Raw genomic sequence first — 16544 nt, forward strand, 5'->3', positions numbered from 1 at the left:
TTCGTCGAATTACGTAACCTTTACAATCTCGGGACGAAGTTCCTGGGATCCAGTTAAAAATACTAAAATTACTAGTATTTTTTATTATTTTTTTGGATCCCGTGGTCAAGCCACGGGATGACACCGAATGCGTTTTTCGATATTTCTTTATATCCACAAAAATATAGTTTGTTTCTTTTTTTATCTTTATTATTATTTGCATAGAAAATCCCTATAACTTAACTCTATGCCAAATATAGCTCTCCTCATTTTTACTAGCTTTTTAGCGATTAATTTGCTAGCTGGACTTCTAAATATCAAAAATATAAAAAACATTCGCGAATATGCTATAGGAAAAAGGAATTTTTCTACAGGTACGATAGTTGCAACTCTTATTGCTACTTGGATCGGTACTAGTACTTTTTTAATTGATAATTCAAGAATATATACAGATGGATTATTTTACTTATTACCTAGTATATTTGGTAGCGTCGTTAGTTGGTTATTAATTAGTTACTTTATAGCTCCTCGTTTTGAGAATTTTTTGGGTAGCTTATCGGCAGCGGAAATAATAGGGGAGGCTTACGATAACAAAGTTCGTATTCTTACGTCGATAGTTAGTATATTAATGTCTATAGGTAGGATTGCCATGCAATTCCACGTAGCAAGTTTAATATTACAGCTATTCTTTAATATTTCAAATTTTTACATAGATTTATGTATTGCCACCGTAATAATAAGCTATTCTGCTTTTGGCGGTGTAAAATCGGTTACTTTTACCGAAGCCGTACAGTTTTTTACCTATAGTGCAATTATTCCGGTAATAGGAATTGTCGTATGGAATGTTTTTAGCGATCCGCATATAGTTATAGACTCAAACGTACAGACTCGTCTAACTGATTTACAAGGATTGTTTCACTATACTAGCCCTAAATTTTGGATTTCTTTAAATATTTTTATATATTTTGCGATTCCGTCGCTTGGTCCTTCAATTTTTCAAAGAATATTGATGGCAAAAGACACAAAGCAAATATCAAAAACATTTTTTATTTCGGCAATTATTTGTCTTTGTTTATCCGCCTTATTTATTTGGATTGTAATATTATTACTATCTCAAGATCCAAGTGTTAACACTAATGAATTGTTTTTACGGATTATTAAAAGTTATATAGGATTTAAGGGGTTAATTGTCGGTGTTATTATGGCAATGATAATCTCAAGTACTAACTCTTATATTAACGTTGCAGCGGTAACTTTTACTAATGATATCATTAAAAAAATTTCTCTAAAGTATAATTATATAACGGCAATTACTATAGGATTAATAGGTTTTATTATATCACTCTATACGAAAGATTTAATAAATCTATTTCTATTGTTAACTAGTATCTATTTGCCGCTAATCACTTTGCCGTTAATTTTGTTAATATACGGTTTTAAATCAAGTGCCAAAAGTTTTTTTATCGGTATGATTGCTGCAATATTAACTATTATATTGTGGCAAGTATTTTCTTTAAGAGCAGTTTTAGGTATTTATCCGATATTGCCTGCAACTATCGTAAATTTAATCTTTTTCCTTGGAAGTCATTATATTTTAAAACAACCAGGAGGATTTAATTCTTTAAAAGAGCCGCTAGCCGTTAAAATAATCAAGCAAGAGAGAAAAAGAAAATTTTTGACTTTATTTCGTGATCTTAAGAATTTTAACATCTTTAAATATTGGGAAAGCACCTTACCAAATCAAGAAATTACTTATAGCTATGTCGGTATATTTATTTTAATATCGATGTTCTCATCTTTATATACCACATCGGGTAGTAAAATAATGAACCATTTGGATATATATAATATTATTTACCATACCACCCTTATCACTGCTGCAATATTAATCACTTATCCTTTATGGTCTTTAAAATTTAAAAAGAATTATATTATATCTTTATCTTGGTTTGTTGCTACTTTCGTTATATTAATATTTTTCGGTAGTTTACTTGTCATATCAAATAGTTTTGATCAGTTGCAATTAATGTGTTCGATAATTAACTTACTTATAATTGCAACGATATTCAGGTGGCAAGCTACTTTACTTATGACCGTTACAGGAGTGTTTGCTAGTATAGAGTTTTATAAATATTTTATGGATGAGAAGTTATTAATTAGCATAGATAGTTTTCAATTCAAAGTAATATATTTCCTAACCTTATTTAGTAGCTTTTTAATAGTATTCTTAAAACCAAGGCAGGAGCAAGAAAGATTAGTTAACCTAAAAAATACTCATTTAGGTAATAGAGTTAATTATAGAGAGCAGGAATTAGAGAAGTTACTTGATTTGAAACATGAGTTCTTACGTAATATAAACCATGAAATCAATACGCCGCTAACTGGTATTATTAGCCTTGGTGAAACCTTATGGGCTAATTATGATAAATTTAATGAAGATCAACGCCGTAGTGCCGTAGAGATTATAGCTAAAAGCTCTATTAGATTAAATAGCTTGATAAATAATATTCTAGATTTCTCAAAATTATCCAGTTTTAATTATGAATTAAATAAAGAAGATATAAACTTAAGCGAAGTGCTGCATGAAAGGATTAAAATATGTAAGAAATTATATCTAAACGGCAAAACCTTAAATTTTGTATCTGATATTGAAGAGAATATAATATTTAACTGTGATCCTCATTATATTAAACACACATTCGATAATCTAATAATTAATGCTCTCAGCTATTGTAGTGAGGGAATAATAAAAATTGATTTACAAAAGCAGAAATATAGTATTTTATTCAGTATAAAAGACGATGGAATAGGAGTGCCAAAAGAGGAATTGCAGAGTATATTCGGCGTATTTGTCGTGAGCTCTAAAACACATACACCGGCAGGAGGTAGAGGAGTAGGGCTTGCTCTCTGTAAGAAAGTAATAGAACTGCACGCCGGAAAAATTTGGGCAGAAAACGATAAACAGGGCAAGACTCAGTTTATTTTCACAATGCCTTATACTCGGTGAATTTCAAAAATTGGCGTCGTCGTCTAGCAAGTTCTGCGGTACTCACGTATTAAGTATACGCTCCGCTCCTCGCCTTGCAGACTCCTTGCTCTTTTTGAAATTGACCTTCGTATAACTATTATAATTTTAATGTGATTCCCGCAGAAGCGGGAATCCAGTACTTTTTGCTGTCATACCGTAGCCCCTCCATGGTATCCAGAACAACAACTTATAATAGGCACTTTTTAACATTTTTATCTGGATACCGTGGCTGGGTCACGGTATGACATTATTATGAAAAAGATTATTTTTAACAAACAACGAGATTTGATATCAATTATAGCACCGGCGTCAAGCTGTCTGGAGGCACAAGATAAATTAAAGGAAGCTATTAAAATACTAGCTTTGCATGGTTTTAAAACTTTAATAGATAATAAGATTTTTTTAGGTGATGAATTGTCCTTTTTCGCTGCTCCAAAGAGGAAAGGCTGAGAATGTTTAAAGAAGGCTATGGAAAATGAGCAGGTTAAAATAATTTGGGCTTTTCGCGGTGGATATGGATGCAGTGAATTTGTAGAAGGTTTTTTTAATATAAAGCAAAAAGGGGATAAAATCCTGATAGGCTATAGCGATATTACCGTTTTGCATTTATTACTAAATAACCATTACAATATCACAACTATTCACGGTTCAGTATTAACATCGTTACTACCGCCTACTAATCAGGCTATTATTCCTATAATAGATGTTCTTGAAGGGAAAAAGAGTGAAATACAACTTATACCTATAAATAAAATTAGCGAAGAAAATATAACAGGCTGCAATTTAACGGTTTTTAGCAAATTGATAGGAACTTCTATTGACCTAAAAAAGGGTAATATATTACTGCTTGAAGATATTAATGAAAAAGCCTATGCCGTGCATCGTAATCTAGTTCAATTAAAAAATGCCGGTACATTTGAATGTTTAGAAGCAATAATTTTCGGTGATTTTACTAAAGGGGATGAGTTTGTAGAACAAACTATAAAAAGTTTTTGTTTAAATCATATTCCGCATATAGAAGCTTATAAAGCTCACGAAATAGGGTATGGAGAGGTAAATCATCCGGTTATTATGAATCATGAAGTAATTATAAACAGTAATGTTTTAAGCTTTACTAGCCCTTTTGAAATAGTAGAAAACAAATGACAAATTCTATCAGAATAGGTACAAGAAAAAGTCCGCTTGCTTTAATTCAAACTAATTTAGTAATAGAGCAAATCAAGCAATATTTCCCTCATATTAATTGTGAAATAGTACCCATTATTACTAGCGGTGATTTAATCCAAAATAAACCATTATACGATATAGGAGGTAAAGCTTTATTTTTAAAGGAAATAGAGCAAGCCTTGCTTGACAAAAAAATTGATTTAGCGGTTCATTCTTTAAAAGACGTACCCGGTAAAATACCCGAAGAGCTAGTAATAGCTGCTGTTTTAGAGCGTGAAGACCCTAGAGACGTGTTTGTATGTTTAAATTATAAATCCATAGAAGAGCTGCCGCAAAATGCCGTAATAGGTAGCTCGGCAGTACGAAGAAAAGCATTCATCCAAAAAATAAGATCGGATTTAAAGGTAACGGTTTTTAGGGGGAATATTGATTCAAGAATAAAAAAGCTAATGAATGCGGAAGTTGATGCAACAATTTTAGCATATGCTGGGCTGAAAAGGCTCAGGGCGTTTAATCCGGAATATTGCCATTTGATAGAGTATTCACAGATGTTACCATGTATAGGGCAGGGGGTCATTGCAGTCAAAATACGACAAAATGATAATGCTATGCTTGAGATATGTAACCAAATTAATCATATTCCTACCTTTGAACTAATAAAACCCGAAAGAGCTTTTTTAGAATATCTAGATGCTAATTGCCGTACACCGATTGCTGCTTATTCAAAATATCTAGATGCGGATAATATACAAACCGATTTCATGCTCGGCAACCTCGATTGCAGTAAAATAACATTCCATACCGAAACTACCAATATAAAAACCTCAAAAGAATCAGCCATAAAAGCCGCTAAGATGATGTTAAATCAACTGGATTGATTAGTATTTTTATTCAATAACTTTGTTAATAGCTTGTATCACTGAAGCATAATAGCCACTCATCTTTAAGGTTAAGATACTGTATTAAATTTTCTATTGAGAGACGTTTGAGAATATCGATGGTGATAGGGCGTTTTTCATTCCAAAAAATAAATGACTCTAAAAACGATCGAGCAGTATGGGAATTTAATAATTCGCATATAAATTTAGCTTCTTTTTCTGAGCTACAAGGTAAAAAATAAACTGTATCATCAAAAACAACTGGCTTATTATCCATAGGTCCTATAGAGAAAAATTTAAGGTTCTTATATAAAGAAGAAGTAGCAACTTTCCAAGGAGAAAAAGAATATTTACCTACTCCAAAAATTGAAAAAAGAGGTTTTTTTATATAAATAGAACTTTTTCTATTGGCTAAAGCCTGTGCATGAGATTGTAAATATTCCCACGTTAATGGTACATAGGATTTTATATTGCTAGTATCTTCACCTACAAATTTTTGAGTTACAATTAAGCATTTTCTATACTCTTTTACTCGTTCATTACCAAAATCTGAACTTTTTAATAATGGATATAAATGTTTTTCTTCTACTGCTACCTTTTCCCCAACACCATTAATTAAAATATTACCATTGATTGTAAGTTCCATTATATGACTACAATCGTGTTTTATTCCTGAACGCCATGTATAAAAGGTATTTATACCCTTGAGATAAGAAAGATTCATATAATTATCTATATTTGCTATAATCATATCGTCTTTATAACTAATATATTGTGTTGGTAATTCATCTTCTATGTTTTCATAAATACGGCATTCTTCTTTGTTATTAGAATTCCCTGTAACTACTACAAATAAACAAGCATCCACAGCAGCACCGAATATTGCTAATGCATTGATTTTATAAATTGAAGCATTTATAAAAGGCTTTTTATGTTTCCAAATATAAGAAAGAATTTTTCTTGCCACACAGGTTTTACATAAAATTGCTAAAGCTCCTTGTTTGTGTTCTAACCACTCTAAGTATTTGAGAATCATCCATTCAGAGATATCAAAATTTGCTTTTCCAGTAATAGCTTCAATTCCATTTCTACCTTGAAAGTTATTTTTTATTGGGAGATTTGTTCCTTTCATGGTACTAATGTTAGAATTTGTAACCCAAGGCGGATTACCAGTAATAAGAATAGGTTCTATTAATGAAGAAAGTATTTTATCCCAATCTAATGTAAAAAAATCATCGTTAACTAAGTTAATACGATCCTTAATATTTTGGTTATAAATGTTATCAAATAAATCTTGAATATAAGATTTATTAATTTCAACTCCTGTATAAGAGTTAGCAGTAGAAAATACGTCGGTAGCAGCAAATAAAAAAGAACCTTTACCGCAAGTAGGTTCTAAAATAGACTGTGGCTGAAAGGGAAGAGATTTTTTAACACATTTTAATACTTGAATTGAAAAATCTTTTGGCGTTTGAAAATCTCCAAATGATTTGACATTTTTCGTGTTTAATACTTTTGGCATATTAGCCTTTTTAATTCTATCTTATTTTATGAATACCTTCAATCTCTCCAGCTTTTTGTATAACTCTACTATATTGCAGTCTCCATTGTAATGCATTTGAAATTGTTAAATATCCTTGTATAGGGTGATTTATTAATATTTCCTCGGCTATATTTTTTGCTTCTATTTCATCAATTGGCAGATTTTTATCCTGAATGAACGCAATAAGATCATCCACATTTCCATCACGTTCTAAAATTTCACCAATACCTCTCGTAGTTTGATAATCAGAAGTTCTGTTTTTATCAATAAAAATTGTATGTTGTATATCAAGGCAAGCTGTGTGGTTTTTTACATCATCAAATTTTTCATATACAAATACAAGTAAACTATACCCAAGTCCATAAATTTTTTGTCGTGCTGATTTATATGGGCATGAAGATTGTGGTTGTTTAATACTAGTTACTTTTATGTCTATTTCAAGAATTGGAAAATCTACTCCAAAAGCTGCATTACCTTTAACATATTCATAAGTTATGTGTAATATATGCTTTAAACTTATGTTCTAAATAAGTACCTATTGCCTTTCCATCAGTTATACCGTAAAGTGCAGGTTCATAATATTTGCTTTCTATTTCTGCAAATAGCAAAGCTTCTTTAAGAAGAGCTTCGGTAGTAAGAGGATTCTTTGTCTGTTGTTTCATATCCCTAGTATGGATTTAACAATTAGGTATAAATGTAATATAGTAAAGAATTTTAGGCTAAAAGACCATAATATGCTGGCTGGCGGATAGGGTGGGATTCGAACCCACGGTACGGTTGCCCGTACGCCAGTTTTCAAGACTAGTGCCTTAAACCGCTCGGCCACCTATCCAAGAAGATTCATACCAAATAATCTTATATATTTCAAGGGAAATCTTGAAATATAGTAAAAGAAGTTGAATTTAAATTACAAATCCGAATTGTTCTTTCACTTCGTTAACCGTTTCAGAGGCTCTAATTCTTGCTTTTTCTGCTCCAATGCGTAGTATTTTTAATAAATATTCTTTATCATTCATTAATTCTAAATATTTATCACGTATCGGTTGTAGATTTGTAATAATAATTTCTGCTAAATCTTCTTTAAATTTTGCAAAACCTTGGTTCTGATAATTATTGATTATTTTTTCTAAACTTTCTTCGGATAAACTTCTATAAATATCTAATAAATTACTAATTTCCGGTCTTGTTTCTTTATCATAGCTAACAAAGCTTAAATGATCGGTTTTGGCTTTTTTTATTTTTTGATGAATAAGAGCGTTATCATCTTTCAAATTAATACGAGCGAAATCAGATATATCAGATTTACTCATTTTCTTTAATCCATCCCGTAAGCTCATGATTCTTGTACCTGAACCATTAATTAGCGGTTCAGGAACTTTTAGAATTTCTTTATCAAATTTTCTATTTATCACCCCTGCAATATCTCTTGTTAGTTCTAGATGCTGTTTTTGGTCTTCACCGACAGGTACTATATCGGCTTTATATATCAATATATCCGCTGCCATAAGTACCGGATAGGAAAATAACCCAAGGTAAGCTTTCTCTTGATCGCTTCCGGCTTTATCTTTAAATTGCGTCATTCGCTTTAACCATCCAAGCGGTGTAACACAGTTTAGTAGCCAAGCAAGCTCTGCATGCTCTTTCACCATACTTTGGGCAAAAATCGTTACTTTGTCTGGCTCTAGCCCTGCTGCTAGATAAACTGCAAGAGTTTCCATAATTGAATTATTAAGTTCTAAGGGCTTAATATCAACCGTGATAGCATGCAAATCCGCTAAGAAGAAAAAACAATTATATTCTTCCTGCATTTTAACCCAGTTTCTAATTGAACCTAAATAGTTACCGAGATGTAAAGAACCGGTTGCTTGCACACCGGAAAGAACAGTTTTTTTCATTATAATACCTTATTTATTTTACTCGTTGTAAAATTATGTTATATATACTAGATGAACTTGAAAAATTGGCTACGTTGTTTTTCATTTTTAATCCTCACGTAGATTTAACTACGCTGCGGTTAAAAATCTCAAAACGCCTTGCTCTTTTTCAAGTTGATTTTCGTATACTAAATTATATTAATTTTTTGTTAAATTATGCTTTGGCGTTTAAGAATTTTATCATTTTACGGATTATTATCGTTATTTACATTTATTTTTTTTCTTATATGTTACATACCCGTAACATTTTTTAATGTCAACTATCAAATAAGATACAGAATTGCCATTATTTTTTCTTATGCTTTTGTGTGGCTTGCAAAAATTTGTTGCGGTTTAAAATATGAAGTAGAGGGGCTTGAGAAATTACCGAAAACAATCTCAATAGTCGTGTCTAATCACCAATCTTTCTGGGATCAAATGTTTATGCAACTGATTATTCCTAAACATTCTTGGGTATTAAAGCGTGAATTATTTAATATACCCTTGCTTGGTTGGGGACTTCGGATGGTTAAACCTATTGCGGTTGACCGTGGTACTAATAGCTCGGTTGCTCAGATTTTAAGAGAAGGTCAGGAAAAAATAAAAGAAGGGTTATGGTTAATAATATTTCCGGAATCAACCAAAGTCCCACCTGATAGAACAGTGAAATTTAAGCCAAGTGCCGTAAAGCTTGCTTCAATTACTAAAGTTCCAATTGTAATGATGGCTCATAATGCCGGTTTATTTTGGCCTAGAGGCTTTTGGTTTAAGCAGCCTGGAACTATAAAGGTAAAGATTATAGGTGTAATAGAAAAAGAAGAAATAGAACAAACAGACGTACGTATACTTAATGACAAGGTTGAGCAAATTATTAACAGTGAAAAGCAAAAATTATTAAATTAATATTAGGTTTTAAAAATAATTAGTATTATCATAAAATTACAACCTAGTTCTTATGGAGGTATTTATGGTAAGTACAGCACCGTTAAAATTAATTGCAGTTATCGATAGTAAACAAATGATGCTTTACGACGCGTTGGGTATTAAAATTACTACTAATAAACCTTTAAAATTATCTTTAGATTTAGAGGAACATCATCACCATAGAGAAAAAAGACAAAGCCTTTACCAGAATAAATCTACCCCAGGATCACTTTTTGAGCCGCATACTTCGCTAAAAGACATAGAACATAAAGAAGCAGCAAGGAGCGTTATTAAACATTTAGAGAAAGTAACTACTGCTGATCAAGCTAAATATAAGGAATTGATTATTGTAGCAGAACCGCAGATGCTTGGATGTGTTAGACAAGAACTTAAAAACGGTCTAAAAAAGATGGTTACTAAAGAAATCGCTAAGGATTTAGTACAACATAGTACAGATGCAGTCGAGCGAGCAGTATTTTCTTAGACCAAATAGTATTAACAGCTTTTTCGTCATTGCGAGGAAATTACGTAGTAATTGACGAAGCAATCTCAGGATATTTGATGAGATTGCCACGCAGCCTACGGCTGCTCGCAATGACGATATAAATTAGATGCCTAACTTATTAAACATTTCTTTTGTATTATTTGAGATAGTTAAGCCAATTTGCTTATCTGTATCCTCAAAAGTTTTTATAGTCTTTTCATTAGGAATCTTAATATGTGGTTTGAAAGGCAAACCACCACTATTTATACATTGATTCAGGAATATCCTCATGGCTTCCGACATATACTCGCTGAATTTGAAAAGTTGGCTACGTCGTCTTTGTAAGACCTCGGATGCTCACGTATTATTATACGCTCCTCTCCTCGGCTTACAGACTCCTTGCTCTTTTCCAAATTGAGCTTCGTCTATTTATTTTTCATTTATCAGAAGCTTTAGTATATATGGCGGCATGCGTCAATACAATCATATTTTAATTAAGAACAGTTGCACTAATAAGAAAAAGTGGTAAAATATCATATCGAACAAATTAAATATTATGAATAATTATGCCGCAAATTTATTTTAACGGTCCGGAAGGACGAATTGAAGGAAGATATGCAAAAGCTACCTCACCTAATGCTCCTATTGCATTAGTTCTTCATCCTCATCCTTTATATGAGGGTAATATGAATAATAAAGTAGTTTATAATGCCTATAAAATTTTAGCAGATAACGGTTATACCGTCTTACGTATTAATTTTAGAGGAGTAGGGGGATCGCAAGGTAAATTTGATAACGGAGTCGGTGAAGTTGTTGATGCTGGGGCAGCTCTCGACTGGTTACAGCAGAATAACCCAAATGCTCAGTCTAATCTGATATTAGGTTTTTCTTTCGGAGCATGGATAGCTATGCAGCTTGTAATGAGACGTCCGGAAATAAATCATTTTATTGCTATTTCGCCGCCGGTTAATACAATTCATAAATATGACTTCTCTTTCCTTTCACCTTGTCCCATCCCAGGGTTTATATTACAGGGAGATAATGATAGTATAGTATCGGCAGATAATGTAAAAGACCTAGCAAATAGATTATCTAAGCAACAATCCCATATTAAAGTTGATTATAAAATTATCAATGGGGCTGACCATTTCTTTCGTTATAAAACTGAAGAATTTTCTAAAGCAATAAGTGATTATTTAATAACGATCCAATCTAATTATCATCACCATAATAACAATGTAAATGAAGAAATTAGTAAGAGCCAAAAGAAACTATTTTTATATTAGGTTTTATCTTATCCGTCATTGCGAGTAAGCGTTGCACGCGTGGATCAATTTCACCTCTGTCATCCCGTGGCTTGACCACGGGATCCAGTTAAAAATATTAAAATATTAGTATTCTTTATTGTTTTTATGGACCCCGTGGTCAAGCGAACTAGGTGACACCCAGTAGGTTTTTCGAGCCATGCAACAATGCCGTAGCGAAGTGCTTTGTTGCATGGCTTGTTTTATGTCATTCCCACGAAAACGGGAATTCAGTAAAAAACCTATAAAAAACTTGTTTTTTAGGTTTGTTTTGCCAATATTAAGACTATTTTTCCTGGATTCCTGCTTCCGCAGGAATGACATGATACAACAACACCTATAATTCTAAATAAGCTTCTATTGCCAAAGTTAATATTTCATCTTTTTTAGCATCTAACTCTTGAGTTAATTCTTCGTAAATTTGCCTATCTGATAGAGAAGTAAATTTTTTAAATAGCTGCACTAATTTTAAAGAAGGGATAATACGAAAAGCATCTTTTAATATTTTGGTCTTTTTATTAACATTAAGCTTATCATTTAAATTAAAGTAAAATTCTAGTAATTCATCATTATAAAAATTTAAATCTATAGCTGTTTCCAAATAATCTATAGCATTAGCCGTATTATTACTTTCTACTTCTTGCTTTGCTGCTAATAAATAATACTCAGCAATTTCCGGCATAGACTCATGTTTATGAAATTTTGCGAGCTTATTTGTTATAAAAATAAATTTCGTCCATAGAGAAAGTCTAGCATAACAACGCATTAAAGTAATTAAATTGTCACTATCAAGTTCATTGAAATTATAAGCCTTTGTTGCGTAATTTTCTGCTTTCTCATACAAGGATTTATCATAATAAAGTTTTGCTAGGTTTTTGCTACCGTAAAAAACAAATTCTTTAGATGTAATAAGTTTTTGAAAATAGGAAATTTTTCTATCTACATCCTCTTCAGTTACGGCTAAGATTAAATTATGGAATTCTTGTGAATCTTTTAGATCTTCAGAAGATAAATTTTTGCGGGCAATAGAAGCAGATTTAGCTTTATTACTCATAATATATTCGGCAAAAGCTAAAATTAAAGTATATCTATCATGATTAACTTTTCGTTTATTAAAAATATTATGTATTTTAGACGGTAAATCGATAATTAATATTAGAAATCTAATGACAATAAAACAAGAAATTAGTAATAATAACCCTAAAATAAGACTAAAGAACAAAGTAGTCTCAATATTATAATCGTATAAACTAATAAAAACTTTTGAATCAAAGCTCTTTATTAAAGTAAACCCGAAATAAAGTAGTAAAAAAGTAGCACATATTAATAATAACCTAAACATCTTTATTTACAAACTCCTGCATAAATTTTTCTGAATAAAGAAAATCGATTAGATAGTTTAATTTCTCTAAAATTAGAGCTTTATCTTGTTCTTTTATTATCATAGAAGAAGGTTTTTTCTCAATTTTGATAAATTTCTCCAGCCATTTATGGTTGGTAGGAAAAATTACTTCCGTACTACTTGATTTCGAGAAAAGATAATTATTATTATATGCTTCTAAGTTATTTAAAATATTCTTTATATCTAGAGGTAACCAATTGAAATATACTGTTTTTAGTTCTTTGGTATAATCCTTATCTTGCATGAAATTATATATTAATAGATTTACATTTAATAAGTAATTAATATAGTCAATTGATCCCATTCCGCCTACATCGTCACTCGTTGCTCTCCTATTAATCATAGGCTTTGCTTCTTGCTCTTTATCTCTGGATGAGGCTAAAATAGTTTCTAGTTTCTGTTCAGGCGGTGCTTCAGGGAACTTTAAAGAACTTACGTAATTTAAAAGCGACTTAGTAGATAATAGAGGGGTTGCTTCCTTTTCTTCCTCGTTATTTTCTTTATTTCCTACTGCTTGATCAGGAATTTGACTTAAATCTTTATTTTCACTTTTAAACAGTTTTAAAATATCGGCTCTATTATGATAAAAAGTAAAAGAAGATAAGACAAATATTACTATTGCTATAAAAAAGATATTTTTGCTTTTAAATAAACTATCAAATTTTTGCATTTTCGGATAATAACTTGATTATATCGTTAGGGTTTTGATCATCACAATAAACCACATTTTTTATAAAAGGTCTAACTATATTTGCAACTTTCAAACTTATAGCTACAACTAAACTATCTTGTAAATATTCTAGTAAATTATTTTGAAGTAATAATCTTAAAAAAGTTTTAGCACTATTCTGAGAATAAAGTAATATAAAATCAATAAACATCTTCCCAAACTTCGCTTCTAGAGGTAATTTATACGTCGATCCGGTACTCGCATCCTCACGTACTTCTATGTACGCTGCGGTGCTGCGTTCCATGTCTCCTTTAAATTCCTCTCTATAAGCTGGTTTGTAAAGATGTCTAATATTGCTTTTAAATCCTTTTATAACAGATAACGGAAGCTCATTCAAATATTCTACATTATAAATGATATGTCTAGCTATTTTATTAGGCAAATCTTTAGTAATTTCATTTGAAGATAAATATATAGTCTGCTCATATAAATCAGGAGGAAAATGCTTAATCAAATCTTCCACGTTTTTAGCAGTATAAATTACTTTCTTGCCTAATAATCGTTTTGACTTACTACCTACTACCCAAATATCTTGTTTTAAGTTATGACCGGCTAAGATATTTGCTGCGTATTTACTAGTGATTATTATATTTGAGTAATTATCTAAAATATCAATATTAAAATCTAGAGTTTCATATTTAATTAAAGGACAATGAATATAACGTAAATCTAAATTATATTTACTTATTTCTTTTATAGTTTCATTATTTTCTTCAATATTTCTAGTTAATAAAACCGATTTCATACAATATTTGTACTCCAATATAAAAAGCAACTGCCCAAATAATAATAGCAGCTATTTTATTAATTATGGTTAAAATCGTACTACTTTTATTTAGCTTTCTGATATTATAACCTGCAACTGCTAAAGAAAAAAACCATATCCAAGATATAAATATACAAGTTAAGGTAAACATAATTTTTGCAATACCGTTATACTTTAAAGCACTAGTACCTATTACTATAATCGTATCCATAATAGCATGAGGATTTAATATTGACACCGATATAGCAAATAAAATTTGTTTTTTAGCTGAAAAAGCTCCGGAATTCATTGTAAGGTCAATAGGCGGCTGATTCCAAGTATTATATCCCATATAAATTAAAAAAATAAATCCAACAATAAATATAGATAATTTTAACCAAGAAATTTCAAGAATTAATAAAGATACCCCAAGAACTGCCATACATATAAGAATAGTATCACATATTGAGGCTGCAATTATGCTAGTTAAAGCCTTACTAAACTTTGGCTGTTTTGCTCCTTGATTGAATATAAAAATATTCTGTACTCCAAGCGGCACTATTAAACCAAGAGCTAAAACAATACCATGTAAAAAAGCACTTAATATATCATTCATTGTAATTTAGTTTTTATTTTTAATAATATTAACAAAGAGGGGATAGTAATAATTGTAGTAAATAAAAAGAAATTTTGCCATCCAAAATTTACTACCATATAGCCTGAAATTATAGGAAAAATTGAGCGCGAAATTCCCATCATCGACGAAAGAAAAGAATATTGAGTAGCTCGAAATTTGCCTTGGCATAGCGAAGAAATAAAAGCTATATAAGCAGTCATCGTCATACCACCGGTAATACTTTCTATTCCTATCGTGATAAATAATAATAAAGAATTTTTCCCCTGTATTTCAAGAAAAATAAACAAAATGTATCCTAAAGCATGAATAATCCCAAATAAAAATATACTATTTAGTATATTTTTATGTTTCATAATAAAGCCGCCAACTAGTCCGCCGATTATAGCTCCTACAACACCCCAGAACTTCCCAACACTTGCTATCTCAAAAGCATCATACTCAAGATGAAGCAAAAACGGATTAATCATAACATTGATTAAGTTATCCGGTAATCTATATAATACTAGGAAAATTAATATAAGAATAATGAAATAAACAGAACCTATAGGTTTTAACGCATTATATATAAAATTTATTATGTTTTTTTTATTTTGATTATTTTTTATATCATTCTTGATTATCTGTATATGTATGTTCTCGTTTAAATAACAATACTTAATTCCTACAATCAATAAAATTAAATAAATAAATACTAAGCCGGCAAAGATTTTATATATTTCATTAAATGTAAAATAAATAGATAAATAAATAGCTCCGGAACCGGCTAAAAGCATCCCGATTCGATAACCGAATATATATATTCCTGAAGTAAACCCAAGCGATTCTTTAGGTACTATTTCCGTTCTTAAAGCACTTAATATAGTATCTTGGGCTGCACTAAAAAAAGAAATAATTAAAGCCGTAAAGGTAAATAATACTAGATTAGTACGAGGTTCCAGAAAGCTGAAAATATATATAAGAAATATTAACGCAGTACTAGTTAAGCAAATCCAAGATAATCTATGACCGAATATTTTGTTTAAATATTTAATTTGCACTGCATCAAAAATCGGTGCTAACAAGAAATTAATAGAGTAGGGAAGCGTTATGAATGATAATATACCGATTGTTTGCAGTGCTATATCTTCTTTAGCAAGCCAATAATTTAAAGTATTACCGGTAATCATTAGATTAAAACCGCTAATAAGCCCAAACAACCAAATAATACATAAACGAGAGTTATTTAACATGAATTTTATATATGTATTAATTTTATGATGTGGGTCTTATTGCATGATTCGGAAAACCTACTCGATGTCATTCCCGCGTAGGCGGGGATCCAAAAAAATAACTTCAATAAGTTTTTTATAGATTTTACTGGATTCCCGCCTACGCGGGAATGACATAAAATGAGCCATATAACAAAGCTTATGATGTGCGACCGTGATAATTGTTGTGACACTGTCACAACAATTTCTTGATAAGGATATAATTTAGAAAATTTAACCATACGTGAAAGGTTAGCAAAATCAAAACCATTGCCATATAGTAGGGTTAACCTTTTAGCTATTTGAGATAATATTTGCTCTCCATATTCAGCCCGTTTATTGTTTAGAATTTCTTGATTAATAAGAGAACCAATATGCCAATATAACATTACTAAAGTACTATTAGTGTAACTTGCTACTTGTGATTTAGCTGATTCAATTTGATAAATTATATTACTTACAAGAGTAGTAGGTAATTCGTAAATATTATTATTAGGGATGAGCTGCTTTTTAGAAGGCATTTTTATCTGATAAAGTTAAAATGAATAGTTTAAATTATATAC

General features: G+C 30.7%; 16 protein-coding genes, 1 tRNA gene and 2 pseudogenes. 6 read left to right on the forward strand and 13 right to left on the reverse strand.

Going from position 1 to position 16544, the window contains the following annotated elements; all coding sequences use genetic code 11:
* Positions 1-226 precede the first annotated feature (226 nt).
* The 3 genes and pseudogenes from ACE38Q_RS03265 (at position 227) to hemC (ending at position 5052) form a co-directional block, all read left to right on the forward strand.
* Positions 227-2986 carry a sodium:solute symporter family transporter gene (locus ACE38Q_RS03265; protein WP_500190084.1) on the forward strand — a complete coding sequence of 920 codons (2760 nt, stop codon included), beginning with the start codon at positions 227-229 and terminating at the stop codon, positions 2984-2986.
* A 273-nt stretch (positions 2987-3259) separates the two neighbouring features.
* Positions 3260-4153 (forward strand): annotated as a pseudogene (locus tag ACE38Q_RS03270) (LD-carboxypeptidase).
* On the forward strand, positions 4150-5052 hold the full coding sequence (hemC, locus tag ACE38Q_RS03275) for a hydroxymethylbilane synthase (RefSeq protein WP_500190085.1): 903 nt from the start codon (positions 4150-4152) through the stop codon (positions 5050-5052). Before ACE38Q_RS03270 ends, hemC begins: the two are co-directional and overlap by 4 nt.
* 25 nt (positions 5053-5077) lie before the next feature.
* On the opposite strand, the gene ACE38Q_RS03280 is transcribed toward hemC, so the two are convergent.
* The 5 genes from ACE38Q_RS03280 to trpS form a co-directional block, all read right to left on the reverse strand.
* Complete coding sequence (locus tag ACE38Q_RS03280) at positions 5078-6574, reverse strand: N-6 DNA methylase (protein ID WP_500190086.1); 1497 nt, start codon at positions 6572-6574, stop codon at positions 5078-5080.
* 16 nt (positions 6575-6590) lie between these two features.
* A complete protein-coding gene (locus tag ACE38Q_RS03285) occupies positions 6591-7115 on the reverse strand; it encodes a hypothetical protein (RefSeq protein ID WP_500191243.1) in 525 nt (174 codons plus the stop codon).
* Positions 7081-7257, reverse strand: coding sequence for a hypothetical protein (locus tag ACE38Q_RS03290; RefSeq protein WP_500190087.1), 177 nt, complete (start codon positions 7255-7257; stop codon positions 7081-7083). Before ACE38Q_RS03290 ends, ACE38Q_RS03285 begins: the two co-directional genes overlap by 35 nt.
* 80 nt (positions 7258-7337) lie before the next feature.
* Positions 7338-7427, reverse strand: a tRNA-Ser gene (locus ACE38Q_RS03295).
* A 70-nt stretch (positions 7428-7497) separates the two neighbouring features.
* A complete protein-coding gene (trpS, locus tag ACE38Q_RS03300; protein WP_500190088.1) occupies positions 7498-8490 on the reverse strand; it encodes a tryptophan--tRNA ligase in 993 nt (330 codons plus the stop codon).
* 195 nt (positions 8491-8685) lie between these two features.
* On the opposite strand from trpS, the gene ACE38Q_RS03305 reads away from it, so the two are divergent.
* Positions 8686-9411, forward strand: coding sequence for a lysophospholipid acyltransferase family protein (locus ACE38Q_RS03305; RefSeq protein WP_041079573.1), 726 nt, complete (start codon positions 8686-8688; stop codon positions 9409-9411).
* Positions 9412-9475: 64 nt separating this feature from the next.
* Positions 9476-9916, forward strand: a complete 441-nt coding sequence (locus ACE38Q_RS03310) for a host attachment protein (RefSeq protein ID WP_039595012.1) — start codon at positions 9476-9478, stop codon at positions 9914-9916.
* Here the strand turns inward: ACE38Q_RS03310 and ACE38Q_RS03315 are convergent.
* Positions 9887-10032: pseudogene (locus tag ACE38Q_RS03315) on the reverse strand (polysaccharide polymerase); the annotation flags it as partial. The gene ACE38Q_RS03310 and the pseudogene ACE38Q_RS03315 sit on opposite strands and share 30 nt — an antisense overlap.
* A gap of 7 nt (positions 10033-10039) precedes the next feature.
* On the reverse strand, positions 10040-10168 hold the full coding sequence (locus ACE38Q_RS03320) for a damage-inducible protein J (protein WP_500191245.1): 129 nt from the start codon (positions 10166-10168) through the stop codon (positions 10040-10042).
* A 314-nt stretch (positions 10169-10482) separates the two neighbouring features.
* On the opposite strand from ACE38Q_RS03320, the gene ACE38Q_RS03325 reads away from it, so the two are divergent.
* On the forward strand, positions 10483-11202 hold the full coding sequence (locus tag ACE38Q_RS03325) for an alpha/beta hydrolase (protein WP_500190089.1): 720 nt from the start codon (positions 10483-10485) through the stop codon (positions 11200-11202).
* A 355-nt stretch (positions 11203-11557) separates the two neighbouring features.
* Here the strand turns inward: ACE38Q_RS03325 and ACE38Q_RS03330 are convergent, their stop codons facing one another.
* Genes ACE38Q_RS03330 through ACE38Q_RS03355 form a run of 6 tightly spaced genes read right to left on the reverse strand, consistent with a single transcriptional unit; the run spans position 11558 to position 16502 of the window.
* The gene (locus ACE38Q_RS03330; protein ID WP_500190090.1) at positions 11558-12562 is read right to left on the reverse strand and encodes a tetratricopeptide repeat protein; all 1005 of its coding nucleotides are present in this window, start codon (positions 12560-12562) and stop codon (positions 11558-11560) included.
* Complete coding sequence (locus tag ACE38Q_RS03335) at positions 12555-13292, reverse strand: palindromic element RPE2 domain-containing protein (RefSeq protein ID WP_500190091.1); 738 nt, start codon at positions 13290-13292, stop codon at positions 12555-12557. The genes ACE38Q_RS03330 and ACE38Q_RS03335 overlap by 8 nt, the downstream gene beginning before the upstream one ends.
* The gene (locus ACE38Q_RS03340; RefSeq protein ID WP_500190092.1) at positions 13279-14097 is read right to left on the reverse strand and encodes a palindromic element RPE1 domain-containing protein; all 819 of its coding nucleotides are present in this window, start codon (positions 14095-14097) and stop codon (positions 13279-13281) included. Before ACE38Q_RS03340 ends, ACE38Q_RS03335 begins: the two co-directional genes overlap by 14 nt.
* On the reverse strand, positions 14075-14713 hold the full coding sequence (locus ACE38Q_RS03345; RefSeq protein WP_500190093.1) for a LysE/ArgO family amino acid transporter: 639 nt from the start codon (positions 14711-14713) through the stop codon (positions 14075-14077). The genes ACE38Q_RS03340 and ACE38Q_RS03345 overlap by 23 nt, the downstream gene beginning before the upstream one ends.
* Positions 14710-15963 (reverse strand): AmpG family muropeptide MFS transporter, encoded by a 1254-nt coding sequence (locus ACE38Q_RS03350; RefSeq protein ID WP_500190094.1) that lies wholly within the window; start codon positions 15961-15963, stop codon positions 14710-14712. The genes ACE38Q_RS03345 and ACE38Q_RS03350 overlap by 4 nt, the downstream gene beginning before the upstream one ends.
* A gap of 5 nt (positions 15964-15968) precedes the next feature.
* Positions 15969-16502 carry a DUF1016 N-terminal domain-containing protein gene (locus ACE38Q_RS03355; protein WP_500190095.1) on the reverse strand — a complete coding sequence of 178 codons (534 nt, stop codon included), beginning with the start codon at positions 16500-16502 and terminating at the stop codon, positions 15969-15971.
* Positions 16503-16544 lie beyond the last annotated feature (42 nt).

Source organism: Rickettsia endosymbiont of Thecocarcelia acutangulata (assembly GCF_964263195.1).
Classification (GTDB): Bacteria; Pseudomonadota; Alphaproteobacteria; order Rickettsiales; family Rickettsiaceae; genus Rickettsia; species Rickettsia felis.

Excerpts from the sequence above, each read along its gene's own strand:
- ACE38Q_RS03355 (WP_500190095.1), bottom strand. The coding sequence starts at position 16,502 with ATGCCTTCTAAAAAGCAGCTCATCCCTAATAATAATATTTACGAATTA.
- ACE38Q_RS03335 (WP_500190091.1), bottom strand. The coding sequence starts at position 13,292 with ATGCAAAAATTTGATAGTTTATTTAAAAGCAAAAATATCTTTTTTATA.
- ACE38Q_RS03290 (WP_500190087.1), bottom strand. The coding sequence starts at position 7,257 with ATGAAACAACAGACAAAGAATCCTCTTACTACCGAAGCTCTTCTTAAA.
- ACE38Q_RS03340 (WP_500190092.1), bottom strand. The coding sequence starts at position 14,097 with ATGAAATCGGTTTTATTAACTAGAAATATTGAAGAAAATAATGAAACT.
- ACE38Q_RS03350 (WP_500190094.1), bottom strand. The coding sequence starts at position 15,963 with ATGTTAAATAACTCTCGTTTATGTATTATTTGGTTGTTTGGGCTTATT.
- hemC (WP_500190085.1), top strand. The coding sequence starts at position 4,150 with ATGACAAATTCTATCAGAATAGGTACAAGAAAAAGTCCGCTTGCTTTA.
- ACE38Q_RS03325 (WP_500190089.1), top strand. The coding sequence starts at position 10,483 with ATGCCGCAAATTTATTTTAACGGTCCGGAAGGACGAATTGAAGGAAGA.
- ACE38Q_RS03330 (WP_500190090.1), bottom strand. The coding sequence starts at position 12,562 with ATGTTTAGGTTATTATTAATATGTGCTACTTTTTTACTACTTTATTTC.
- trpS (WP_500190088.1), bottom strand. The coding sequence starts at position 8,490 with ATGAAAAAAACTGTTCTTTCCGGTGTGCAAGCAACCGGTTCTTTACAT.
- ACE38Q_RS03305 (WP_041079573.1), top strand. The coding sequence starts at position 8,686 with ATGCTTTGGCGTTTAAGAATTTTATCATTTTACGGATTATTATCGTTA.
- ACE38Q_RS03280 (WP_500190086.1), bottom strand. The coding sequence starts at position 6,574 with ATGCCAAAAGTATTAAACACGAAAAATGTCAAATCATTTGGAGATTTT.
- ACE38Q_RS03265 (WP_500190084.1), top strand. The coding sequence starts at position 227 with ATGCCAAATATAGCTCTCCTCATTTTTACTAGCTTTTTAGCGATTAAT.
- ACE38Q_RS03310 (WP_039595012.1), top strand. The coding sequence starts at position 9,476 with ATGGTAAGTACAGCACCGTTAAAATTAATTGCAGTTATCGATAGTAAA.
- ACE38Q_RS03345 (WP_500190093.1), bottom strand. The coding sequence starts at position 14,713 with ATGAATGATATATTAAGTGCTTTTTTACATGGTATTGTTTTAGCTCTT.